This is a genomic window from Thalassospira sp. (assembly GCF_048059015.1).
Classification (GTDB): domain Bacteria; phylum Pseudomonadota; class Alphaproteobacteria; order Rhodospirillales; family Thalassospiraceae; genus Thalassospira.
In genome coordinates, this window is sequence record NZ_JBLLNT010000006.1 from 61882 (window position 1) to 86036 (window position 24155).

At 54.9% G+C, this 24155-nt stretch carries 19 protein-coding genes; 8 read left to right on the forward strand and 11 right to left on the reverse strand.

The genetic code is table 11. The features are described from left to right. Positions 1 to 88 precede the first annotated feature (88 nt). A complete protein-coding gene (locus ACMZ66_RS09620) occupies positions 89 to 1093 on the forward strand; it encodes a FecCD family ABC transporter permease (protein ID WP_416937209.1) in 1005 nt (334 codons plus the stop codon). Then, positions 1090 to 1890 carry an ABC transporter ATP-binding protein gene (locus ACMZ66_RS09625; protein ID WP_416936780.1) on the forward strand — a complete coding sequence of 267 codons (801 nt, stop codon included), beginning with the start codon at positions 1090 to 1092 and terminating at the stop codon, positions 1888 to 1890. Before ACMZ66_RS09620 ends, ACMZ66_RS09625 begins: the two co-directional genes overlap by 4 nt. A gap of 35 nt (positions 1891 to 1925) precedes the next feature. Here the strand turns inward: ACMZ66_RS09625 and purD are convergent, their stop codons facing one another. After that, positions 1926 to 3209 carry a phosphoribosylamine--glycine ligase gene (purD, locus tag ACMZ66_RS09630; protein WP_416936782.1) on the reverse strand — a complete coding sequence of 428 codons (1284 nt, stop codon included), beginning with the start codon at positions 3207 to 3209 and terminating at the stop codon, positions 1926 to 1928. 116 nt (positions 3210 to 3325) lie between these two features. Between purD and xseA the strand changes: the two genes are divergently transcribed. Genes xseA through ACMZ66_RS09645 form a run of 3 tightly spaced genes read left to right on the forward strand, consistent with a single transcriptional unit; the run spans position 3326 to position 7422 of the window. Continuing rightward, positions 3326 to 4999, forward strand: coding sequence for an exodeoxyribonuclease VII large subunit (gene xseA / locus ACMZ66_RS09635; protein WP_416936784.1), 1674 nt, complete (start codon positions 3326 to 3328; stop codon positions 4997 to 4999). Next, positions 4999 to 5853, forward strand: coding sequence for a M23 family metallopeptidase (locus ACMZ66_RS09640; RefSeq protein ID WP_416936786.1), 855 nt, complete (start codon positions 4999 to 5001; stop codon positions 5851 to 5853). The genes xseA and ACMZ66_RS09640 overlap by 1 nt, the downstream gene beginning before the upstream one ends. 15 nt (positions 5854 to 5868) lie before the next feature. Continuing rightward, positions 5869 to 7422: a gamma-glutamyltransferase family protein gene (locus tag ACMZ66_RS09645; RefSeq protein WP_416936788.1), complete on the forward strand. Its 1554-nt coding sequence runs from the start codon at positions 5869 to 5871 to the stop codon at positions 7420 to 7422. Between the two features lie 9 nt (positions 7423 to 7431). Here ACMZ66_RS09645 and ACMZ66_RS09650 read toward each other — a convergent pair whose 3' ends face one another. The 6 genes from ACMZ66_RS09650 to ACMZ66_RS09675 form a co-directional block, all read right to left on the reverse strand. Beyond that, entirely contained in the window at positions 7432 to 8025 is a 594-nt protein-coding gene (locus tag ACMZ66_RS09650) for a hypothetical protein (RefSeq protein WP_416936790.1), read from the reverse strand. 101 nt (positions 8026 to 8126) lie between these two features. After that, the gene (locus ACMZ66_RS09655; RefSeq protein ID WP_416936792.1) at positions 8127 to 9026 is read right to left on the reverse strand and encodes a lauroyl acyltransferase; all 900 of its coding nucleotides are present in this window, start codon (positions 9024 to 9026) and stop codon (positions 8127 to 8129) included. Beyond that, positions 9019 to 9990 carry a tetraacyldisaccharide 4'-kinase gene (lpxK, locus tag ACMZ66_RS09660; protein WP_416936794.1) on the reverse strand — a complete coding sequence of 324 codons (972 nt, stop codon included), beginning with the start codon at positions 9988 to 9990 and terminating at the stop codon, positions 9019 to 9021. The genes ACMZ66_RS09655 and lpxK overlap by 8 nt, the downstream gene beginning before the upstream one ends. Beyond that, complete coding sequence (locus ACMZ66_RS09665) at positions 9983 to 11275, reverse strand: 3-deoxy-D-manno-octulosonic acid transferase (RefSeq protein ID WP_416936796.1); 1293 nt, start codon at positions 11273 to 11275, stop codon at positions 9983 to 9985. The genes lpxK and ACMZ66_RS09665 overlap by 8 nt, the downstream gene beginning before the upstream one ends. Then, positions 11272 to 12042, reverse strand: a complete 771-nt coding sequence (locus ACMZ66_RS09670) for a lysophospholipid acyltransferase family protein (protein WP_416936798.1) — start codon at positions 12040 to 12042, stop codon at positions 11272 to 11274. Before ACMZ66_RS09670 ends, ACMZ66_RS09665 begins: the two co-directional genes overlap by 4 nt. A gap of 26 nt (positions 12043 to 12068) precedes the next feature. Then, on the reverse strand, positions 12069 to 13877 hold the full coding sequence (locus tag ACMZ66_RS09675; protein WP_416936800.1) for an ABC transporter ATP-binding protein: 1809 nt from the start codon (positions 13875 to 13877) through the stop codon (positions 12069 to 12071). 178 nt (positions 13878 to 14055) lie between these two features. Between ACMZ66_RS09675 and ACMZ66_RS09680 the strand changes: the two genes are divergently transcribed. After that, positions 14056 to 14856, forward strand: a complete 801-nt coding sequence (locus ACMZ66_RS09680; RefSeq protein ID WP_416936802.1) for a hypothetical protein — start codon at positions 14056 to 14058, stop codon at positions 14854 to 14856. Between the two features lie 38 nt (positions 14857 to 14894). Here the strand turns inward: ACMZ66_RS09680 and ACMZ66_RS09685 are convergent, their stop codons facing one another. Next, entirely contained in the window at positions 14895 to 16040 is a 1146-nt protein-coding gene (locus tag ACMZ66_RS09685; RefSeq protein ID WP_416936804.1) for a glycosyltransferase family 4 protein, read from the reverse strand. After that, positions 16037 to 16954 carry a UDP-2,3-diacylglucosamine diphosphatase gene (locus ACMZ66_RS09690; RefSeq protein ID WP_416936806.1) on the reverse strand — a complete coding sequence of 306 codons (918 nt, stop codon included), beginning with the start codon at positions 16952 to 16954 and terminating at the stop codon, positions 16037 to 16039. The genes ACMZ66_RS09685 and ACMZ66_RS09690 overlap by 4 nt, the downstream gene beginning before the upstream one ends. A gap of 218 nt (positions 16955 to 17172) precedes the next feature. On the opposite strand from ACMZ66_RS09690, the gene ACMZ66_RS09695 reads away from it, so the two are divergent. Further along, on the forward strand, positions 17173 to 18132 hold the full coding sequence (locus ACMZ66_RS09695; protein ID WP_416936808.1) for a diacylglycerol/lipid kinase family protein: 960 nt from the start codon (positions 17173 to 17175) through the stop codon (positions 18130 to 18132). Positions 18133 to 18175: 43 nt separating this feature from the next. Here the strand turns inward: ACMZ66_RS09695 and ACMZ66_RS09700 are convergent, their stop codons facing one another. Further along, positions 18176 to 21202 (reverse strand): aminotransferase class III-fold pyridoxal phosphate-dependent enzyme, encoded by a 3027-nt coding sequence (locus ACMZ66_RS09700; protein WP_416936809.1) that lies wholly within the window; start codon positions 21200 to 21202, stop codon positions 18176 to 18178. 137 nt (positions 21203 to 21339) lie between these two features. On the opposite strand from ACMZ66_RS09700, the gene ACMZ66_RS09705 reads away from it, so the two are divergent. Beyond that, entirely contained in the window at positions 21340 to 21765 is a 426-nt protein-coding gene (locus ACMZ66_RS09705; protein WP_416936811.1) for an Lrp/AsnC family transcriptional regulator, read from the forward strand. Between the two features lie 71 nt (positions 21766 to 21836). Here the strand turns inward: ACMZ66_RS09705 and ACMZ66_RS09710 are convergent, their stop codons facing one another. After that, on the reverse strand, positions 21837 to 23993 hold the full coding sequence (locus ACMZ66_RS09710; RefSeq protein WP_416936812.1) for a methyl-accepting chemotaxis protein: 2157 nt from the start codon (positions 23991 to 23993) through the stop codon (positions 21837 to 21839). Positions 23994 to 24155: the final 162 nt, after the last annotated feature.

The following is a 24155-nucleotide window of genomic DNA, read 5'->3' on the forward strand; positions in this document are numbered from 1 at the left end:
AAAGACGTCCAGTCCCCATAATGCCAATCCCCAACAGGATGGTAGTGGTCTGGTCCGTGCGACTGGCTTTGCCAGCCGGGCATATCTGATGCGTTTGGGTTATGTGATGGGGGCGATTGCACTTTTGATCGCCGTCATCGCCTTTGCTGCGGCCAATGGTGAAACCGCCATTCCGTTTGCCACGGTTCTTCATACCATCGCAAACCACGTCTGGCAGGCGGGCTATGACGTTGATCCGATTGATGCCGGGATCATCTGGAATTACCGGATATCGCGCGCGCTTGTTGCGGCCTGTTGCGGGGCGGCCCTAGCGCTTTCGGGGGCCGTGCTTCAGGCACTTTTGCGCAACAGCTTGGCCGATCCTTATTTGCTGGGCATTTCGGCCGGGGCTTCGACCGGTGCGGTCAGTGTCGCCATTCTGGGCTTTGGTGCTGGCATGGTGTCGTTGTCACTTGGTGCCTTTGTGGGGGCGCTTGTTGCCTTTGGCTTTGTCGCATTGCTTGCCATTCCGGCTGGACGCGGCGCCAGTGCCATCATTCTGGCGGGCATTGCCGGATCGCAGCTTTTTAACGCCCTGACATCCTTTATCGTGACCAAGGCCGCAACGGCGGACGAAGCACGCGGGATCATGTTCTGGTTACTTGGTAACCTTAGTGGGGTGCGCTGGCCCGATGTTTATCTTGCCCTTCCGATTGCGATCATTGGTTTGCTGGTATGCCTTTGGCATGCTCGGGCACTTGATGCCTTTACCTTTGGCGTGGAATCGGCAGCATCCTTTGGTGTGCCGGTCAAACGCGTTTATGTGGTGTTGATTGCAACGGCGGCTTCAATGACGGCGGTGATGGTCAGCCTCGTCGGCTCTATCGGATTTGTCGGACTTGTCATCCCGCATGCGGCACGGTTCTTTGTCGGCACACGTCATGGATTGCTGTTGCCGGTTTCAGCCCTGATTGGTGCGGTGTTCCTTGTTTTGGCTGATGTCGTGTCGCGCATCATTCTTGATGGGCAGGTGCTGCCGATTGGCGTGATCACAGCCCTTGTTGGTGCGCCGATCTTTGCACTTATCTTGTGCCATGGAAGGGTTCTTCGATGAGTTTGGAACTGCGTGACATCAGTTGGTCTGCCGGATTTAAAAAGATCGTCCGTGACATCAGTCTGGCCGTTACGCCGGGTGAATTCCTTGGTCTGATCGGTCCGAACGGATCGGGCAAAACCAGTTTGATGTCGGTGCTGGCCGGTATTCGCGCGCCATCACGCGGGCAGGCAATGCTTGATGGCGCTTTGATGAAAAAGATTGGCCGTCGTGATCTGGCACGCCGGATTGGCTTTGTCGAACAGCAGGCCGATACGATGGAACGGATTTCGGTCCGCGAGGCCGTGTCACTGGGCAGAACACCCTATCTAAGCTTGCTGTCGCCATGGTCAGAGGCTGATGACGCCATCATTGATCAGGCGCTGTCATCTGTTGCCATGGATCACATGAAAGACCGGATGTGGCAGACGCTTTCAGGCGGGGAAAAGCAACGCGTCCATATCGCGCGTGCCTTGGCGCAGCAGCCCGATTACCTTTTGCTTGATGAACCCACCAACCATCTTGATATCCATCATCAGCTTGGTTTGCTCGAACTCGTGCATGACCTGCCGGTAACCGTGGTTGCCGCGTTGCATGACCTGAACCATGCCGCGATGTTCTGTGACCGGATCGCGATGATGGATGGCGGCAAACTGATCGCGATTGGCACCCCGACCGAAATCCTGACCAGCGAAAACCTGCGCACGGTATTTGGTGTTGAAGCCGACATCGAAACCGAAAGTGATGGACGTTGTCATATCCGCTATCGGGTTGGGCAGAAGGTGGAAGCAGAAACAAAAAAAGACCGGGTCGCGTGACCCGGTCTTTCTTATTCTGTTCGAAACGCCTTGGATTACTTCTGTTCGCGGGCAACCGCGCGCCAGCCGATATCGCGGCGGCAGAAGCCACCCTGCCAATCAATCGCATCAACAGCTTCATAGGCGCGCTTCTGCGTTTCGGTGACAGTTGCACCGCGCGCGGTCACACCCAAAACACGGCCGCCGGTTGCGACCAGTTTGTCGTCGTCCATTTTGGTGCCGGCATGCAGGACTTTGACCTTGTCCATGGCATCAGCTGCCGGGACGTTTTTGATCTCGGTGCCTTTTTCGTACGATCCCGGATAGCCCTTGGCAGCCATGACAACAACCATCGCGGTTTCGTCATGCCATTCCGGTTTGACGGTGTTGAGGGTGCCAGTGGCAGCGCCATCAAGAATATCAAGCACGTCTGATTTCAGGCGGGTCATCAGGACCTGACATTCCGGGTCGCCAAAGCGGATGTTGTATTCGATCAGCTTTGGGTTGCCTGCATCGTCAATCATCAGACCGGCAAACAGAACACCCTTGAACGGGTGGCCTTCGTTGGCCATGCCTTTGACGGTCGGAACAATGATCTGTTCCATGACCTTGGCTTCGACCGCATCGGTAAAGACTGGCGCTGGGGAATAGGCACCCATGCCGCCCGTATTCGGGCCGGTATCGCCTTCGCCAACCGCCTTGTGATCTTGGGCAGCAACCAGCGGAATGACATTTTCGCCATCGCAAACAGCGAAAAATGAGGCTTCCTCACCTTTAAGGAATTCTTCAATGACGATTTCAGCACCGGCATCGCCGAACTTCCCGCCCACCATGCATTCTTCGATCGCTGCAAAGGCTTCGTCATTTGTCATACAAATCGTGACACCCTTGCCCGCAGCAAGACCATCGGTTTTGACAACAATCGGCGCACCCTGCTTCTCAACAAAGGCCTTGGCGTCAGCCGGATCGGTGAAACGGCCATAAGCAGCAGTCGGAACACCGAACTTCGCGACCATGTCCTTCATGAAGCCCTTGGATCCTTCAAGCTGGGCAGCGGCCTTGGAGCAGCCAAAGGATCTGATACCCTCGGCATCCAGTGCGTCAACAAGGCCAGCCACCAGCGGGGCTTCCGGGCCGACAACGACCAGATCAACTGCATTGTCCTTGGCGAACTTTACCAGACCAGCAACATCACCATCGGAAATCGCAACGCATTCCGCGCTATCAGCGATCCCGGCATTGCCCGGTGCGCACCAGAGTTTGGAAATGCGCGGGCTTCGCGCAATGGCCCAGCACAATGCGTGTTCACGTCCGCCACCGCCAACGACCAGAACCTTCATGACTTTATCCTTCGACTTGTCCGATTGCTTGATGGTCCATGCGCGATGATCTAGGCTTAGTGCAAAGTTCATCCCGCCATATGATTTAAGCGGGCTTTTAGCATAAAGTGCCCTTGATGACGCAAGATTTGTTCGACCCTTACGCCCCGGTTCCCGAAACCCCTGCAAAATCGGGAAATAGTCCCGAATTTTCGGTTTCCGATCTGTCCAATGCGCTTAAACGGACGGTCGAGGATGCCTTTTCCTTTGTCCGGGTACGCGGCGAGATTTCCGGGTTCAAACGTGCATCCAGCGGGCATATGTATCTGGCACTCAAGGACGAACAAGCGGTCATTGATGGTGTCTGCTGGCGCGGGCAGGCATCCAAGCTTGGTCTGGTGCCCGAAGATGGGATGGAAGTCATCGTCACCGGGCGTCTGACGACATTCCCGGGCCGTTCGAAATACCAGATCGTCATTGAAAGCATGGAAGTCGCCGGTGAAGGCGCGCTTTTAAAGCTTCTGGAAGAACGCAAAAAGAAGCTGGCTGCCGAAGGCCTGTTTGATCCTGATCGCAAAAAGCAGATCCCGTTCCTGCCCAATGTCATTGGTATTGTCACATCGCCGACCGGCGCCGTCATCCGCGATATCATGCATCGTCTGCGCGATCGTTTCCCGCGCCGGGTTTTGTTATGGCCAGTCCTGGTGCAGGGCCAGGGTGCGGCCGAGCAGGTGGCAGAAGCCGTGCGTGGCTTTAACAATCTTTTGCCTTATGGCCAAATCCCGCGCCCGGACGTTTTGATCGTCGCGCGTGGCGGTGGATCGCTTGAAGACCTTTGGTCGTTTAACGAAGAAGTCGTTGCGCGTGCGGTGGCTGAATCCGACATTCCGGTGATTTCGGCCGTCGGGCATGAGACTGACACCACGCTGATTGATTTTGTCTCTGACCTGCGCGCACCGACCCCGACGGGGGCCGCGGAAAAGGCCGTGCCTGTGCGCATGGATTTGATTGGTCAGGTCGAAGAGGATGGCTTGCGCCTGACCCAAGCTGTGCGCCGTCTTGGTTTTGAAAAGAAAACAGCCCTTGAAAGCCTTGCGCGTGGTCTTGGTGATCCTAGGCGGATGCTTGAAGAACGCAGCCAGACACTTGATAACTGGGCCGATCGTTTGCCGCGTTCAGCGGTGAATGTTACCCAGCAAGCCCGTGCACGGTTGAATGAAGCAAGCGCGCGACTGGTCAGCCCGCGTGAGCAGCTTTCAGAAAAACGGGGTCGTTTGGAAAATGCGGCCTTGCGTTTGGATGGGGCGATGAAATCCGCCCTTCAGACGCAGCAAGCCCGCCTTGATCGCGCGGTCGCCGGATTGCGCCCGTCTGATGCCAAACGCGACGTTGCGCGCTCGGAAAAGCAGATCATTGATCTGGGGGCGCGCATGACGGCGGCTGTGAAAAACACCCTGTCGCGTGAGGCAGAAGGATTGGCGCGTTATGACCGGTTGCTGGAAAGCTATTCATACCGCAATGTTCTGAAGCGCGGCTTTGCCGTGGTGCGTGATGGCGCGGGCAATCTGGTGGGTAAATCGGCCGATATCCTTGCCGGGCAGAGCTATGATCTTGAAATGGGGGATGGTGTTACGCGGGTGACGGCGGGCGAAGGTGTTGCCATCTCGCCATCAAGTGTCAATGTGACCCAGCCAACCACGACTGCGACGGATACCGCCACAGCAATGCCCGAAACACCGGCCAAACCAAAACCGGCGAAGAAGAAAAATCCACGTCCCAAGGACGATGACAGGCAAGGGAGCCTTCTGTAATGCGTTTGGCAATCACCACATTTCTGGCGGCCACCGGGATTTTGACAGCAAGCCTGACCGCGCAGGCGGCCGAGCCGACCTATCAGGGACAATTTGTTCAGGGCGGGATCGTCTTCGGGCAAACCGATGCGGGTGCCGAAGTTCTGCTTGATGATGAGGTGATCGATACCATCGCGCCAGACGGACGCTTCATCCTTGGTTTCCCGCGCGATTATGAAGGTCCGGCAAAACTCAGCATCAAGCATGTAGACGGCAGTGTTGAAAGCTTTGCCTATGACATCGGCGATCGTGAATTCAACATTCAGCGGATTGATGGATTGCCGCCAAAAATGGTGACGCCCGATCCTGCCGTGATGGAACGGATCAAGGATGATTCCCGACAGGCCCGCGAAGCGCGCACCGAACGATTTACCGAAAACTTCCTTGAAGACGGCTTTATCTGGCCGGCTCTTGGGCCGATCAGCGGTGTTTACGGGTCACAAAGAATTTTGAATGGTGAACCGCGCGCCCCACATTGGGGAGTAGACATTGCCATGCCAACCGGAACGCCGGTGGTTGCACCAGCTGACGGGATCGTGACGCTGGCGCATCCAGATATGTATTTCTCTGGCGCGACGCTTTTTATTGATCACGGCCTTGGCATGGTGTCGGCCTTTTTGCATCTGTCGGAAATTGATGTGAAAGTTGGCGATGTGGTCCGGCAAGGCGATGTGATCGGTAAGATCGGTGAATCTGGTCGGGCAACGGGACCGCATCTCGATTGGCGGATCAATGTCGGTGCGGCACGGGTGGATGCCCAGTTGCTGGTGCCGCCGATGGAAGAAGCACAAAAGGCGGCAAACGCCAATAATTGATGGGAAACGCATGCCATGAAGACGCACGGAGCCGTTGCTGCCGGACATGATGTCACTGCCCGTGCGGCTGCCCGTGTGCTTGATGAAGGTGGCAATGCCTTTGATGCGGTGATTGCCGCCATGTGGGCGGCCTGTGTGGCAGAACCGGTTCTGGCTTCCCTTGGCGGTGGTGGCTTTGTGATGGCGCGGCCTGCTGGTCAACCGCCGAAGCTTTATGATTTCTTTGTTGAAACTCCGCTTGAAAAACGCCCGCGCGAAGATCTGGAATTTGAAAGCAGGCTTGCGACCTTTGCCGGTGGCGTAACCCAGGAATTCCATGGCGGTTATGGATCGGTGGCGACACCGGGCGTGGTTGCGGGACTTTTCAAAGTCCACGATGACTTGGCCAAGCTTCCCATGGCGCAGCTCGCCGAACCGGCGATCATTGCCGCGCGTGATGGCATCAAACTTGATGCGTTTCAACGCTATGTGATGGGGATTGTTGAGCCGCTTCTGGCGTTTTCGCCCGATAGTCGCGCTGTTTATGGCAAGCCCGGTCAAACGCAAGAAGATTGTTTTGCGTTGCTTGGTGAGGGCGATCTTCATTTACAGCCCGATCTAGCCGAGAGCATTTCCTATTTGGTGCGGACTGGGGCGGATGGATTTTATCACGGTGATCTTGGTCATGCGCTGATCCGCGAATGTCAGGAATTTGGCGGATATCTGACAGCCGAAGATTTGGCTGCCTATCGGGTTTTGGTACGTGATCCGCTACTGGTTGGCGGGCGCAAGGGGCGCTTCATCCTTAACCCGCCACCGGCATCGGGTGGGGTTCTGGTCGGGTTCGGCCTAAAGCTTGCGCGTGAAATGTCGTTGGGGGCATTTGGGTCTGCAAGACATCTTGAGGCCATTTCGCGGATCATTCACGCCACCGGGCTGGTGCGCGGTGAATATGGCGCGACCTCGGCGATTTTGGCCGATGAGCTGTGTGAACGGTATCGGCTGATGATTGGTGAACGTCCACTGAGCCAGAATGGCACCACCCATATTTCCGTTGTTGATGAAGCTGGTAATCTTGCATCTGCGACCATTTCAAACGGGTCATCGTCCGGGCGGATTGTGCCGCAGACCGGGATCATGATGAACAATATGCTGGGCGAAGCCGATCTTTCGCCAGATGGTTTTCATTTATGGCCCTGTGGGGTGCGGATGACGTCGATGATGACGCCCGCCCTTTATCTTGGCGATGATGGGACATCAGTGGCGTTGGGATCGGGGGGATCAAACCGCATTCGATCGACGATGCTTCAGGTGTTTTTGAACATGGATGCGTTTGACATGACGCTTCATGGTGCTGTTGCTGCCCCACGTTTGCATGTTGAGGATAACCTGCTGTCGGTGGAGCCGGGCTTTGACGATGCGTTGCTTGATGGCTTGAGCTTGGACAATCAACAGCGTTGGGAAAGCGAAGACATGTTCTTTGGCGGGGTTCATGCCGCCAAAGTCAGCCGGGATGGTTTGAAGTTTTCAGCGGTTGGTGACGCGCGCCGCAATGGCAATCAAATCATTGGCCAACGTGAAGACGACTAGGCGACGTTCTTATCTGAAGCGCTGAATGACCATGAAGATCAGTGAGAAAATGGCCATCAGGACCAGCACGATGGTGGCAATCAGCAATGCCTGCTTGGTGCGAAGGTCATTGGCGCGTTTGCGTTCCACATGGACAATCACATCGCGGCGCAGCTGATCCATTTCCGGGGCGACGTCCAAGCTTTTCATGTAAAGCTTCGCCCCTGCACGCGCGAGAAGGTCATTAGCGCGGTTCATCTTATCGGTGAAAAGCGCAAAGCGTTCTTCGGTATCAGACAAATCACCGAGAAAGTCTTCTTCATCCGGGCCAGATGTTGCGACGGTGATGGTCGTTTGCGTCAGGTCGGATGCGTCAACTTCAACGCATTCGGAAAGGCTTTTACGTGATTGATCTTCGCCGCATTCAACGGACCGTTCACCAAATTCTTCAAGTGCTTTGCGCAAATGTTCGCGCAATTGCTGATCCAGATCGGCGACCTGAACGCGGATGTCGCGGGCTGATTGCTTGATTTTGTCGTCTTCATGATCAAACGCCATCGTTGGCCAGGCGATGAAGACCGACCCGGCAAGGATAAGGCTTAAAATGATCAGAACGCGGCGCAAGAAAAGGCAGCTCCGGAAAGCGTTTATGATTGTCCGAAACGCGAGTGTGCGCGAACAGGGTTCTTATTCGGTTAATGCCAGTTCGGCCAATTACGGATGGCTTAGTTCGGCCAGCGACGATGGACCCAAAGCCACTGTTCAGGGCGTTCACGGATCCAGGATTCCAGCGTCGCATTCACTTCGGTCATGATCGCCAGAATGTCGTCATGACGGTTCCCGGTCTTTGCAACATCAAGGGCCGGATAAAATGTCATGCGGAAGTTGGCACCCTTGATACGCTCCACACGGACCGGGATAATCGGTGCGTCATATTTGATGGCAAATTGCGCCAATGCCGGTGCGGTCATGGCATCGCGACCAAAGAACGGAACGGCAATGCCATCTGCCATTTTTTGGTCGACCAGCATGCAGGCATGACCACCGTCTTTCATAAAGCGGGTCAGCTTGCGCGCGCCATCGGGGCCCTTGCGGACCAGTTCACCCTTGAAGGTTTTGCGAGCACGCATGAACAGGTTATCGACCCACGGATTATCCGGGGCGCGATAAACACTCATCATATGCATATCAAGGACACTGGCGATGCACATCGACACTTCCCAGTTGCCGATGTGACCGGTGAAGAACAGACCCGGCTTGCCATCGTCCTTGGTGACCAAGGCATGTTCGGCCCCGACAATTTCAATACGCTCGCCGCCCGGTTTCATCTTGTGGATATGGGGAATTTCACCAGCCGACCGACCAAGATTTTCCCACATGCCGGTAATGATCGCATCAATCTCGGTTTCGGATTTTTCCGGGAACGCGCGGACAAGGTTGTTGCGCGCTTTCTTTGACTGGCCAACCTTGGGGCCGATGGTGCGCAAAAGCCAACCGCCAAAGTTTGACGCCATATCGACTGGCATCAAGGCAAAGAGCCAATAGACCAGATACGCCCCAAATCCCTGAAGCGGGTGGGAGATATATTTCTGGCGGGTCTTATAGAGCTGGCTGTTCTTATCCATCGGCAAGTACTGATTTCACAATCTGGGCAAGCTGGTCTGGCGCATCAAACACCAGATGAATGTCGAGACTGCTTATGCCGTCGCGACGATCCGATGGCAAGCGCATCAGGTCTTTTTCCGTGGTTACAAGGGCGGCATCAATGTTGCGCGCGGCAGTACGAAGCTCTGCAAGTTCCTGATCGCTGAACGGATGGTGATCGGCAAAGTCGCGGGTTTGAAGCATATCTGCACCAGTCTGTTTAAGGCTGGCATAAAACTTTTCAGGCCGTCCGATCCCGGCAAAGGCGAAAACACGTTTGCCGGCGAAGTCTGATCCGTTGGTCGCATTCACCTGAGCACGAAGCACAGGCACCGATGCCGGAAGGTTTGCGATGAAATCGGGTGTTTGATCGCCGATCAGGATGATCGCACGGACCTTTTCAAGCCCGGTCATCAGCGGTTCACGCATCGGTCCCGCAGGCATGACGCGGCCATTGCCAATGCCATAGCGACTATCGATCACGGCAAAGCTGCAATCCTTGATCAGGGACGGGTTTTGCAGACCGTCATCAAGAATGATCGCATCAGCACCGGCATCACGCGCCATTTCCGCGCCAAGAGACCGTTCGCGTGAAATCCAGACCGGGCCATGCTTTGCCAGCAAAAGTGGCTCATCGCCGACCTTTTCAGCCGTGTCACGCTTGGCGTCGACCTGATGCGGGCCGATAATCGACCCACCATAACCGCGGCTAACGAAATGCGGTGTTCGGCCAAGGCTTGTCAGAAGATCAAACAGAGCAACAGCCGTCGGGGTTTTGCCGGCACCGCCAACCGTGAAATTGCCGACGCAAAATACCGGGCAGCCGGGATGGCGTGCGGTGGTGGTCAGTGTCCGAACACAGGTTCCGGCACGCCACAACATGGAAAGCGGGCTGAGCAGCTTGGGAACGATCCCGTCTTTGCGCCAGAAGTCCGGATCACGCATCGTCCGCCTCCTTGATATCCTTTGCGGCCATCAGCGGGCGCAGGGCATCAAGGGTGCGATCAAGGACTTCGGCCTTTGAATTGGCATAGGCCAAGCCGGCCTTGGCGATCTTTTGCGTGGTGGCCGGATCGCGCAGAAGGGCCGCGACCTGCCGACCAAGGTCTTCTGCATCGGATGCGGGGCGGCACGCGCCAGCTGCCAGCATTTCCTGACTGATGGTGGCGAAGTTGCTCATATCCGGGCCATGCAGGATCGCGCAGTCAAGACGGGCCGGTTCAAGTGGATTTTGTCCGCCAGTTGCGCACAGGGTTTTGCCCATAAAGCAAATCGGTGCGATGCGATAAAACAGGCCAAGTTCGCCAATCGTGTCGGCCAGATAAATATCGGTTCCCGGCGTGATGTCATGGCCACGACTGCGGCGCGCGATCTGAAGGCCTTGGGCGATCAAATCCGATTTAATGTCATCGGCCCGATTGGGGTGGCGCGGAACGATCAGGGTTAAAAGGCCCGCATGATTAGGGGCCAGTTTACGGTGAATGTCACCGGCAATCCGTTCTTCGCCGTCAAAGGTGCTTGATGCCAACCAGACCGGACGTTCGCCAATTTGGCTACGCAGTTTGGCAAGCTCTGGCTCGTCAGCGGGTAGCGGCGGTGCCGCAAACTTCAGATTGCCAACGGTTTTGACATCATTCGCGCCGAGGCTTTTAAAGCGGTCCAGTTCTTCATCGGTTTGCGTTAGGACAACATCAAAGGCACTGATCACCGGGCGAATGAAGGATGGATAACGGGAATAGCCCTTAAAGCTTTTTTCCGAAATCCGACCGTTCAGAAGGGCCAGCTTGACGCCTGCCTTTTGCGCTTTGGTCAGGATGTTCGGCCAAAGATCGCTTTCAAGCCAAAGCGCAGCATCAGGTTTCCAGTGATGCAGAAAACGCGCAACGCAGACTTGACGGTCAATCGGAATGAACTGATGAATGACCCCTTCGGGCAGGCGGGCATGCATCAATTCAGCCGATGTGACAGTCCCGGTGGTGACCAGGATCGACACAGTCGGATAGCGTTTGCGAAGGGCATCAATCACCGGAAGGGCGGATAGGGATTTACCGACACTCGCCCCATGGATCCAGACAAGGTGGCCTTTTGGGCGTACGGCATTTGGATGGCCAAAACGTTCGCCAATCCGTCCGGCATTTTCCTTGCCGCGTTTTTTACGACGATTGAGATAAAGATGAAGAACCGGGCCAAGCAGGCGGGTTGCCGCGCGATAGGCGTAAAACAGGCTCATTTGCCAGTTTCCCCCGCCGCAGCCATTGCTGAACGTTTTTGTTTGGGCAGCTCATCCGGGCCAGCAGGCGGAATGATTTCCAATCCAAGGGCGCTGTCGGTTTCTTGCGTCAGGCGGGTCAGGGCGTTTTCAAGCTCAAGACGTTTGGCTTCAAGGCCTGCTTCATCGAGTTTGCGATCAACAAAGATCGGATCGCCCCAGTGAAAAACACCGCTGGAAAACGGCAGCGGCAGGACAAAGCGGTCCCAACTGCGAAACACTTTCCGCCGCGAAGACGAGTATGTCAGTGGGAAAATGGGAACACCTGCCATTCGGGCCGCCTGAATGACGCCGTCGGACGCGCGCATGCGCGGACCACGTGGACCATCGGGTGTCATGCCAACAACTTCGCCAGCCTTGAGAGCTTTCAGGATCTGGCGCAGAGCAGCGGCGCCACCTTTGCCTTGGCCTGTTGAACCGGCGATGGTCTTGATCTCAAACTGGGCGACCGTGCGTGAGATAATCTCGCCATCGCGATGTGATGATATCAGCATGTTAAAAGGTCGATCGCCACCTACCGAACGCCATGTATAGGGCATCATCAAAAGGCGTTGATGCCAAAACGCAACGACAAAAGGTTTGCCCTCTGTCAGGTAGTGGGCGGGATGATCACCGCCTTCGGTGCGCCAGCGTCCTGTAACGCGGATTAGGCGCACATAAGTCGCTGCAAGCCAGCACAATGTGCTGCGCATGGTGTCGCTTTTGATGATCCGTTTATGCCACTGCACGCCTGATAATCCCGAAATTGCCCGGATCAGTTTCCGTTTTCTTCAGAGAATTGCAAGTTATAGAGGTTCGCATAAGCCCCTCCAAGTGCAAGCAATTCTTCGTGCTTGCCTTGCTCGGTCACCCGGCCATTGGCAATCACGCAGATTTTGTCTGCATCAACAATCGTCGACAGACGGTGTGCAATCACAAGCGTTGTGCGGCCCTTCATCAGTTCGGTCAGAGCACCCTGAATATGGCGTTCTGATTCCGTATCAAGGGCGGATGTTGCTTCGTCGAGCAGCAGGATCGGTGCGTTTTTAAGCATCGCACGAGCAATCGCAATGCGCTGACGCTGACCACCGGAAAGCTTCACACCATGTTCACCAACGATGGTGTCATAGCCATGTTCAAGCTGACCGATGAATTCATGCGCAGCGGCATTGCGTGCGGCTTCTTCGATCTCTGCATCCGTCGCACCGGCCCGGCCATAGGCGATGTTAGCGCGCACCGTATCGTCAAATAGGGTGATTTCCTGACTGACAAGGGCTGTTGCCTTGCGCAGGCTATCGAGTGTGACGTTGCGGATATCCTGACCGTCAATCGTGATCGCACCGCTATCAATGTCATAGAAACGCGGGATCAGGTTGAGGATCGTTGATTTACCTGCACCCGACGGGCCGACAAGGGCCACGGTTTCACCTGCCGTGATATCAAGGTCGATATCGCGAAGGGCGGCGATTTCCGGGCTATAGGAAAAGGCAACATTGTTGAACTTAACGTTGCCACCCTTGACCGCGAGTTTAGTTGCGTCCGGGGCATCCTTGATTTCCGGCTCAATGTCCAGAACAGTGAATACACGCTGGGAAGACGCAAGACCCTGTTGAAGGGTGATGTTTATGTTTGCCAGACGCTTTACGGGCTCATACGCCAGAAGAAGTGCCGTGATAAAGGCAAAGAAGCTGCCCGGATCACTTGCGCCGTCAATCACGCGGCTGCCGCCATAAATGATGATGGCCGTAATTGCAGCGCCACCCAATGTTTCCATGATGGGGGACGACCGGGCACTGACGGTTTGTGCCTTGAAGCTCAGCTTGAAGACCGTTTCAACAATCCGCCCCATGCGGGAGCATTCATAGGGCTCCATGCCATAGGCTTTGACGTGGCGAATGCCCTGGAAAGTCTGCTCAAGCAGCGTTGCGAATTCGCCAATCTGCTGCTGCGTATTCGCTGATACCTTGCGCATGCGTTTGCCAAGACGCGCAATCGGATAGATTGCAGCCGGGAATACGGTAAAGGCGATGATCGCAAGCAGCCAATCTTTGTAGAACATCACGCCAATCAGAACGGCAGCCGTCAGAAGGTCTTTGCCAAACCCGGTCAGGGAGCTTGAAACCGCGGCACGCATCGCAGTGATGTCGTTTGTAAAGCGGGTGATCAGTTTCCCGGTATTGGTGCTATGGAAGAAGCCGATATCAAGCCGGATCACGTGTTCGTAAAGGCGGTTCTGAATGTCGGCGAGGATACGACCACCGACATAGCTCATCAAAACGGTCTGGCCATAGTTCGCAAAGCCCTTAAGCGCGAAAGAGCCAAGAACCGCAGCACCAACGGGAACAAGCATGTCTTCACGTTTATTGATGAAGACATCGTTGATGATCGGGTCCATCAGCAATGCATACAAACCCGTCGCACCAGCCATCAGGGCCATGCACATCAAAGCAAGTAGGATTTTGCCAAAATAAGGCGCAACCGCATCCTGGACGATACGCTTGACCAATGGCCAGGTAGCCCAATGTTCTGCGGTATGATCCAACGAATTCTTTGGCAATGATCTGATCCCGGCCTTCTTTGCCATTTCCAGATTGTATCGAACTGATACTATCTATATGGATACGGCATCATAATAAGATTTAAAGATACGCGCTGTTGCTAGCACGCTCGGACATGGGCGGCAAGCAACTGACGACGTTTCACGGACACAAAAATGGTCTGCGTCTCAGCAGATTGCCAACTGCGACATATAAGACAAAATAATGAACGAGCAACTGCACGCACTTGTCGAACATACAATAGCCCAGGGCGTTGGCGCGCGCGTCTTTGCGCTGCGCTGGGAAAATCGACGTATCTGGGTGAAGCAGGCCGTTCCGGCAAAGCAGAAAGTCTGGCATCGTCTGCAAAGATTTGGTGCCAACATCACCGGCATTCCAATGCTGCGCCCAACCGTCTCGCCGGGAGGCAAGGAAGGCTTGGAAAGCGAAGCAGCCGTGCTTCGCAAACTCAGTGCATTGGGTATTCTGGTCCCTGATCTGATTGATGTCGGTGAGAACTGGATCGCGATTGGCGATAATGGCGGTATCCTGCAGACCCTAATTGACGAAGACCTTCATAAGGGTGATGAGGGGGCGGTTAAGAACCGCGTGATTGATGCGGGTACCGCGCTGGCCGGTTTGCACGAATCGGGATTGGCGCATGGCGCACCGCTTCTGCGTAACATGACGATCCGTGATGACGGGAAAATCGGCTTTATCGATTTTGAAGAAGACCCCAATGCGCGGATGCCCATTGTTGATGCGCAGGCGCGTGACATTCTGTTGTTTGTCTTTTCAATCCAGCGTGAGTTTAAAAAACGCCCGGAACTTCTGCGCGCGGGCTGGCAGGCATATGTCGCAGCAGCTGGCAACAATGCACCGCAGCTTGTCCCATTGCGCAAGGTCATTCGATTGTTGCGCCCGGTTTACTTGATCCTGCGGCCATTCCGACGCTGGCTCGGCACCGACGCACTAAATGGCCTTTGGGCCTATCGCACGCTGCGTAAAAGCCTATATCAGGCTTGATATTCCCAAGCAGCTGACGCGAGTAAAGCCAACCCGCGCTATTGCGCAGGTTGGCCAACTGGTGCGGTCAGGGCATCATCACTTTCGGCCCCTTCCTCACTGTGCGAGTTTCCGCGGGCGAGCTTTGCCGCACGCGCGGCATCATCAACCGAAATGCGGATCGCCTCAATCCCGTCAAACCCACCGGAAAACGGTGCCAGATTGTGCAGGAACTGATTGGCGGAGTTGCGCCAGCTATATTGTTCGGCAAGGGCGCGGGCATCTTCGCTTTTAAGCTCAAGCGCTGCCATTGCAGCTTCGCGAAGATCGGCATCGATCGCGCCGGCCTTTGTATCGCGCACAATGTCGGCTGGTCCCTGAACCGGGAAGACAGCAACCGGGGTGCCCGATGCCAAGGCTTCTAGGATCACAAGGCCAAAGGTGTCGGTCTTGCTGGGGAAGACAAAGACATCAGCCGCGGCAAAGGCGGTTGCCAATTCTTCGCCGATCTTTTTACCCAGGAACTGGGCATTTGGATATTTGCCTTTAAGCTCGGCCAATTGCGGGCCATCGCCAACCACGAATTTTGTGCCGGGCAAATCAAGATCAAGGAAATGGCCGATATTCTTCTCAACCGCGACCCGGCCAACGAACAACCAGTGCGGTTTTGGAAAATCGCCAAAGCTTGCCTCCGGGCGCGGCCGGAACAGATCAAGATCCACGCCGCGCGACCAGATATGCAGATTGCCAAATCCCCAATCGGACAGCTCCTGACGAAGTGTTTCGGTTGCGACCATGACCGATTGCGATTTGCCGTGGAAATGCTTCATGCCGCGATACAGGATCGAAAGCGGCAGGCGCCAGCGGGCATGGATATATTCCGGGAACCGCGTGTGATAAGCGGTCGAAAATGGAATGCCGCGTTTCAGGCAATAGGCGCGCGCAGCCTGACCCAAAGGCCCCTCGGTCGAGATATGAATTGCAACCGGATGCAGGGCCTCGATCATTTTGGCCATTTTGCGTTTGGCAAACAGGGCCAGCCGGATTTCCGGATAGGTCGGGCAGGGGATGGTTTTAAACTGATCGGGCGAGATGACATGAACGTCATGTCCCATCTCGCCCAGCTCGCCGCGTACGGTTTCAAGGGTACGGACAACACCGTTGACCTGCGGATACCAGGCATCGGTTACGATCAGTATTTTCATGCAGTCTTTCCAATCGGTGCATCATTACGTTTTTTCGACGTGTTCGATGCGGACGTGCCCGAAGCGTGGGCGATACGGAACATGGAAATCAATTTGCCAAGACCAAGCGACGGGGCAGTTGCCGCGTCACGGCCGGCACTGGAATGGGTCATGGCCAACTGGCGCATTTCCGCCCAATGAAGCAGTTCAAGCTTGCCATCTATGTCTTCGACAAGGGCGGTACAGCTTTCAACCCAGTCACCATCATTGCAATAAAGCACGTCACCAATCATGCGCTTTTCGGCATGGTGGATGTGGCCGCAAACAACACCATCCACCTTGCGTTTGGCGGCTTCGTGGGCGACGGCATTTTCAAAATTGCAGATGAACTGAACCGCGTTTTTGACCCGGTTTTTAAGATAGGCCGAAAGCGACCAATACCCGTAACCGAGACGTCGGCGAACGCCGTTATAGTAACGGTTGAGTGCGATCGCGAGGTTGTAGGCCGTATCCCCAAGATAGGCCAGCCACTTGGCATATTTGACAACACCGTCAAATTCATCGCCATGAATGACCAAAAGGCGTTTGCCATCTGCCGTTTCGTGGATGTCATTCATTTTGACTTCCACATGGGCAAAGGTCATCTCGACAAATTCGCGGGCAAATTCATCATGGTTGCCGGGGATAAAGATGACTTTGGCGCCATTCTTGGCCTTATCCATGATTGTCGTGATAACAGCGTGGTGACTTTCCGGCCAATGCCAGCTTTTCTTGAGCCGCCATCCATCGATGATGTCACCGACCAGATAATAGGTGTCTGCTGTTACTTCATTGAGGAAATCCAAAAGAAGATCTGCCTGACATCCACGTGTCCCCAGATGGACGTCTGAAATCCAGACCGTGCGGTAATGCGGTTGCAGCGTCATCGCTGTCATTGCCGCTCCTCCGTATCCTGCCAAAAGGATGGCTGGAACCCGACGGTTATTGGTGCCGGATGCTGTCCCCAACCAGTATCCGTTTAAAATAAAACGCGCGATTATATAACCCGTTCACAGAAATTTCGCGGTTCTGTAAAGCAACTGTTACATGTTTTCTTTCATATGGTAGAGCGCATGAATAATTTATTTCCGTTTTATTTCGGAACTTTGTTTAAATGACCCATACCGATGTGACTGTGATCTTTAATCCGCGCGCGGGGGGCAACAAACAGCGGTTTTTGTCCAAAATTCTGCAACATGCCGGAACCAGGGTGGAATTGTTACAGACCACCCATCCCGGCCATGCCCGCGAACTTGCACGCAAGGTGCGTGCTCATCAGCGCCTGTTTGTTGCCGGTGGTGACGGGTCTCTTAATGAGGCGCTTAACGGGTTGCTTGATGCCCAGATCGACGGGCACGAAGTCCCGCCATTGGGGATTATCCCGCTTGGCACGGCAAATGTCCTTGCGGTCGAAGTCGGGCTTGAAATCAAGGCGCGCGCGATTGCCGCCTATATCAACAACCCCGGCATGGTCTGGGTGCGGCCGGGGCTTGTGAATGGCCGGGCATTTTTCCTGATGGTCGGAATGGGGGCGGATGCCGATACGGTTGCCAATGTGTCCCTGCGTCTGAAGCGCATGATCGGCAAGGGCGCGTACGTTCTTGAAGGGATGCGCAACATCCTGTTCCCGCGCCACCGTGATTTCGAGGTCAATATCGGCCGGGAAAACTACCGGGTTGCCGGGGTGGTTGCGACGCATGCAAAGCATTATGGCGGTGCGTTCGTGATTTCGCCCGACGCAAAACTGACGTCCAACATGCTCGATGTTGTACTGATGCCGGGCAATAGCATTGGCGCGTTGTCGCGCTATGGATTGGCATTGACGTTAAATCGCCTGCATGCGCAAAGCGATGTATCGGTCGTCAGCACCGAACGCCTGACAATCACCAGCCATTGCGGCCCGGCACCGCTTCAGATTGATGGCGAAAGTGCAGGAAAACTGCCCTGTGAGATCAGCCTGTCACCCTATCCGGTGCGTCTGATGGTGCCGCATCTTTATGCTGCACAGTGTAATGGTGCGGATGCGGGTGAAGCGGAGAGCAACAAACCATTGTTGCAACTGACCGCCGAATAAGAAGTACCCCGATGTCGCCTTGGGCTACATCGGGGTGGTTTGATCAGGCTGAAATGATCGCCATACACTCGGCAAAGCATGTCAGGAAAGTTTTGGCATCATCCATGTCAAAGGTGATTGGCGGCTTGATCTTGATCACGTTATCAAGCGGACCATCGGTAGAAAGCAGGATGTTGCGGTCCTTCATCAGATTGACGATCTGACCGGCCTTCGATGTTGCAGGTTCGAGCGTAACTTTATCTTCGACCAGCTCAATGCCGATAAACAACCCAACACCGCGCACTTCACCAATCAGATCAAACTGCGGCGCCATGGCACGCAGTTCGTCCATCATGTAATCGCCGACCAGTTTGGCATTGGACTGCAGGCGTTCATCGCGAATGACATGAAGCACTTCGCGACCAATCGCGCAGGAAACCGGGTTGCCGCCAAAGGTATTGAAATATTCCATACCGGTATGAAACGCATTGGCGACTTCGCGGGTCGTGATCACGGCCCCCAATGGATGACCATTGCCGATCGGTTTGCCTAGCGTGACGATATCGGGCACCACGTCTTGCAGCTCAAAGCCCCACATGTGACTGCCGACACGACCAAAGCCGACCTGAACCTCATCAGCGATGCAAAGCCCGCCAGATGCGCGCACAGCATCGTAAACCTTGGCCAGATAACCATCCGGCAGGACAACCTGCCCGCCGCATCCCAAAACGGACTCTGCAATGAACGCAGCGGGCGGACGACCTTCGGCTTCAAATGCACGGAGTTGCTCAATGGCAAGGTCGGCATATTTCGATCCGCATGCTGGATCACTTGATTTGACCGGTCCTCGGAAGCCATCCGGCATCCGGCAGATTTTGACATGATCCGGGCAGCCTTTGCCGCCCTTGCGATTGAACTTATAAGGGCTGAGGTCGATAAGTGATGTCAGATTGCCGTGATAAGCATGATCAACAATCAACATTTCCCGGCGCCCGCTATTGGCCTGTGCTAACCGAAGTGCCAGATCATTGGCTTCACTGCCGGAATTAACAAAGAAACAAACCGAAAGCGGATCGGGGAAGGTCGCCAGAAGTTCATTGGCGTAATTGACGATATTGTCGTGTAGGTAACGTGTATTGGTGTTGAGCGCGGCCGCCTGCTTGGCTGCAGCTGATACCACACGCGGATGGGAATGGCCGATATGGCAAACATTATTGACCATATCGAGGTACTTTTCCCCGCTATCGGTAAACAAATACTGGCCTTCACCCCGCACCATCTTCAGCGGCTTTTTATAAGACAGACTAAGGTTCGGGCTTAGATGGCGGGTCCGTTCTGATCGGATTTGCACGGGTGCGCGTTCGACAATGTCCTGGCAATCAATCGCCATGCCCAGCATCAGGTTGGGGTTGGGGCAGATGCTGCTCCAGACATTGGATTCGCTTGGTGCTGCAACACCACAGATATCTGCGCCCATTCCGACAAGATCGGTCATGATCTGGAAATGCAGGTGCGGTGCCCAGTTGCCGTTTTCCGGATAGGGGCCGACATACCCCACCAGTTCACCCTTTTTGATCGCTTTACCAACCGGGCTCAGCGGCAGGGACGTGCGGCTGAGATGACCGTATTTGGTGAAGAATTTTTGCCCGTCGTCGGTGACATGTTCAAGGATGATGATCGGGCCATAATCAAAGTCGCGCGCATTGTCGTTTGATATAACGACCGTGCCATCAAGCGGGGTATAGATTGGTGTTTGATCGGGCACAAACAGATCAATGCCAAGATGCAGGCTGCGCCATTCACCCTTGGTAGCGGTTTCGAAGAATGGACCTTGGTAAACTTTGCGGTTCTCAAGGTATTTGCCAACACCGATTTCGGCCCCGGCTTCGGTCATCGAACTGAAAATCGCATCGGTGACAATACCAGCTTCGCGAAGCTTTCCATCCTGATCCAGCGACAAACCATTCAGGTCAACCACATGCAGGTTTTCAGGTGTCATGGGCATGTCCAAAACCGGGCCGATGGCATGCGCATTTGCGGTCAGCCAGTTCACCAGCTTGCGTGATCCCGGGTAGGGCTCCATGCCGCAGGCATCACGGAAGCGATACTGAATGATGGCAGGATTAAACGCCTCCATCCGGTTCAAAAGATCGGTAACGCCCTTCTGACTGATCAGAAGATAGTCATTATCCGGTTCGCGGGCATATTGCTGGGCTGCCATGCACGCACTTTGTGCCAGGCGGCAACGGATCAGGTCATAGAGGATAGCAACCTCATCCTCTTGCAACGGATTGGCGCGGTGATAGGCCGTGATGACATCAATGACGCGTGCGACGGGATCGGGTTGATCCATCATCACATAGGCCAGTGCCACAGCCAGGTTGCAGATCCTGTGCGTGGCAATGAAATCACCAAAATCGATCAAGCCATTGATGGTCAGGTTTTCATCGACCAGAAGGTTATAGTCATTGGCATCGTTGTGAATGACCTGCCGTGGGGTGCGGTCAAGGCGTGGGGCAATGTCGGTTTCAAAATGATCAAGGATGGTGATGGCTTGGGCGCGAAGGGTGTCATCCGTGATCATCAAGGCGAATTCACGATGTTGGGGCGTTTGGGCGATATCCCAGAGAAATTCGCGGTGGGCGGCGGGGTGATCAAAACCAGACAGGCAAAGATCAAGCTGCCCCAACAATGTTCCGATCTGGGCAAAATCAAGATCGTGATCTTCACGCGCCTTGGCCCAAACGGTGCCGTCAATCCAGCTAAGCGCACGTAAAAAACGGATGTTGCCTATCGGGTCCGTCATCGCCGTGGTGGTCTCGCCATCCTTGGCGGGGATCATGGCGGGGACAGGGAAAACCCCCGATCTCGCGATATGGCCCAGAACGGCATCCTGGGCCGCCAACCAGCTTGCATCCGCATTGCTGTCATGGATTTTGAAAACGAACTGTGATCCGTCCTCAGCCTTCATGTGAAAATTCTGATCGCGTTCGCCGGGCAGTTTACTGGCAGTAGCGGTGATCCCGTAATGCTGGGCGAAAAGGTCACTGGCCTGCTGTTCGCTAAAGCTGTGGAAGTTATTTTGGGGCATTGTCTGGCACTCGTTGCGGTGAAGTCTGATGCCAGTTTAGGTTTGTGATTTGGCCAATACTTTCGCCATTATGGCCAAAGATTGGATTTTATGGCGCATGCTGATAATCTGGGGTGATGTGGTCAGTGGGGATTTTGATGCGCCATCTTGATGATACCGATCAGAAAATATTGCAGGTTCTGCGTGCCGATGGCCGCGAGAGTTTAAAGGGCATTGCGGCCAAAACCGGTCTTGCCCGTTCGACCATCCGGTATCGGTTGGAAAAGCTTGAAGCGGATCGTGTCATCACCGGCTATGAGGTCAAAATCAATCCCGGGTCAGAAGCCGGTTTATCGGCCTTTTTGTTTGTGCGCTTAAAGCACACACCAGCCCATGATGTGGTGAAACATCTTTCGGGTTATTCCGAAGTGCGTGGCTGTTTTTCCTTGGCCGGTGATCCCGACATGATTGTCGAAGTTCGGGTTGATAACGCCGAGCGCCTGAATGCGTTGCGCGATGCGGTCGCACTGTTGCCAGCCTGTCTGGAAGTGCGAACATCCATCGTGCTCAAACAGGAAATCTAGGCAAGAAAAGCCCCGGCAGATGTTCTCTGCCGAGGGCATGTTATGTAGCGCAAGAATAACTGGGCTTGCCGTTAAGCCGCCCGCACCGTTGCGATAAAGGCATCAACCTCTTTGCCGAGCTTGTTGGCAGAATGGGCCAGTTCCCGCGCGCTGGTCAGGACCTGTTCAGCGGCGGCACCACCTTCGTTGGCGGCTGTGTTGACTTCGATAATCGCATGGGAAACTTCACTGGTGCCAGCAGCCGCCTGTGCGATGTTTCGTGCGATTTCTCCTGTGGTGGCGTCTTGTTGTTCAACCGCAGATGAGATCGCGGCAGATGTCTGATGGCTTTGTGAAATCACACCACTGATATCGGTAACCGCCGCGACCATGGTTTGCGTTACGGCCTGAATTTTATCGATCTGGCTTGTGATGCTGTCTGTGGCGTTTGCCGTTTGATTGGCAAGGTTTTTAACCTCGGAGGCAACAACGGCAAATCCTTTGCCAGCTTCGCCAGCGCGTGCGGCCTCAATCGTGGCATTAAGCGCCAGAAGGTTTGTCTGTTCGGCGATTTCCTGGATCAGGCCAACAATATTGCCAATTTCCTCGACCGAGGCGGCCAGTCCTTCGGCGGTTTCACGCGTGCTATCGGCATTACGTACGGCATTGTCGGTGATCTCGCCAGCGGTTCTAACCTGCATGCCGATTTCGCGCACCGATGCTGCCATTTCTTCGCAGGCGGTGGCGACGGTTTCGACATTCGCACTGGCTTGTGTTGCCGCGGCCGATACCGTCCCGGCCTGACTGTTGGTTTCCTCAAGCGTTGCGGTCAGGGTTTGGGCCGCAGCTTCAAGTTCGCTTGCGGCGGCGGCAACAACGCGAACGATGGATCCGACCGAACTTTCGAACTGGTCGGCAAGGGCATTCATATGGCTTCGTTTTTCCTCGGCCGCGCGTTGTTCGGCAACTTTGGCTGCAAGTTCCATGTCCTGATTGCGGATCATGTTTTGTTTAAACACCTCCGTCGTTTCGGCAATGTCGCCGATTTCGTCACGACGGCCTGTCCCGAATACATCTGTGGAAAGATTACCCGATGCCAAATCCCCAAGGTTTTTGACAATCTTGTTAATGGGACCTGTGATGGATCGGGCAAACAAAAGGCCCGAACCGACACCAACGCCAACCACGACCAGAACCACGACCAAGGTATGGAGCATCGCATCCTTGACCGGTGCCATGGCTTCGTCCTTGTCGACTTCGCCGATCACGGCCCAGTTGGTGCCAAGGAATTCAAGCGGGCTATAGGCGGAGATGACCGGAATCCCGCGATAATCGAGGATTTCGAGGACGCCATTCTGGCCTTCCAGCGCGCGGCTTGCAGTGTCGGGCGTTACCTTGGTTTTAAGGACAGTGGATTCTTCGGAGAACCGTGATGCACTGCGCATCAAAAGGTCCTTGCCAACGATATAGGTTTCGCCGGTTTCACCCATACCAGCCGATACACGCATCACCTGATTGATACGATCAATCGGCATCTGGAAGGCAAGCACACCTTCGGCCTTGCCATCTTCGCCCATGATCGGGGTGGCAATGAAACTTGCCGGGGCATCATAACTTGGCGCGTAGGGATTGAAGTCGTGGAAGGTCAGGCGTGCGTCACCAGACTCGCCAATCAGGGCTGCCTTATCCATTGCCCCACGAAACGCTTTGCCAAGATCGGTGCTTGCCCACGGGCCATCAATGAAGTCGGTTGCGAAATCCTGTTCCTTGAAAACGCTGTAAATCAGCTTTCCATCGGGCGAAAACAGGAAAATGTCATAGTAGCCGCGCCGTTCCAGCACTTCGCGCAGATAGGGATGATAGGTGCGGTGGGCCTCGCTCCAGACCGATCCATCCCCGGCATCGGTCAGAAGATGCTTTTCACCCAATGGGTTGGGGTTGTCTTCGATATAGCGTTGTTTGAGGGTTTCTGTCTGATCTGTGCCAAGATCATTCCAACCGGCCGAAAACGCTGCCAGTGCTTGATGGGTGAAGGGGCTGTTGGCCAAAAGGACCAAATCTTCGAGAATGGATGTCAGATAATCCGACAGTGCTGCTTCACGGGCTTCTGTCAGCGCAAGAAGCTTTTCCTCAACCGAATGCTTTTGGGTTTGCCAAGCCTGAAAACTGAGTACGCCGCCAATGGCACTTGCGGCCAAAAGCACAAGCAACGTCAGAATAGCGGGTAATTTGAATGCGATCCGAAACACAGGTGTCTCCCTTCCTGACGGCATCACCCAGCGATGTCTAGGTGCGCGGGCTTGCGCGCAAATACACACAGCTGGACGGTAAACTCATTTTACCGACCGCCAGAAACTGGATCGCTCCCACAGTTTATTTTTGTTCTTTAATATAAGGGGCTTCCCTTTTGC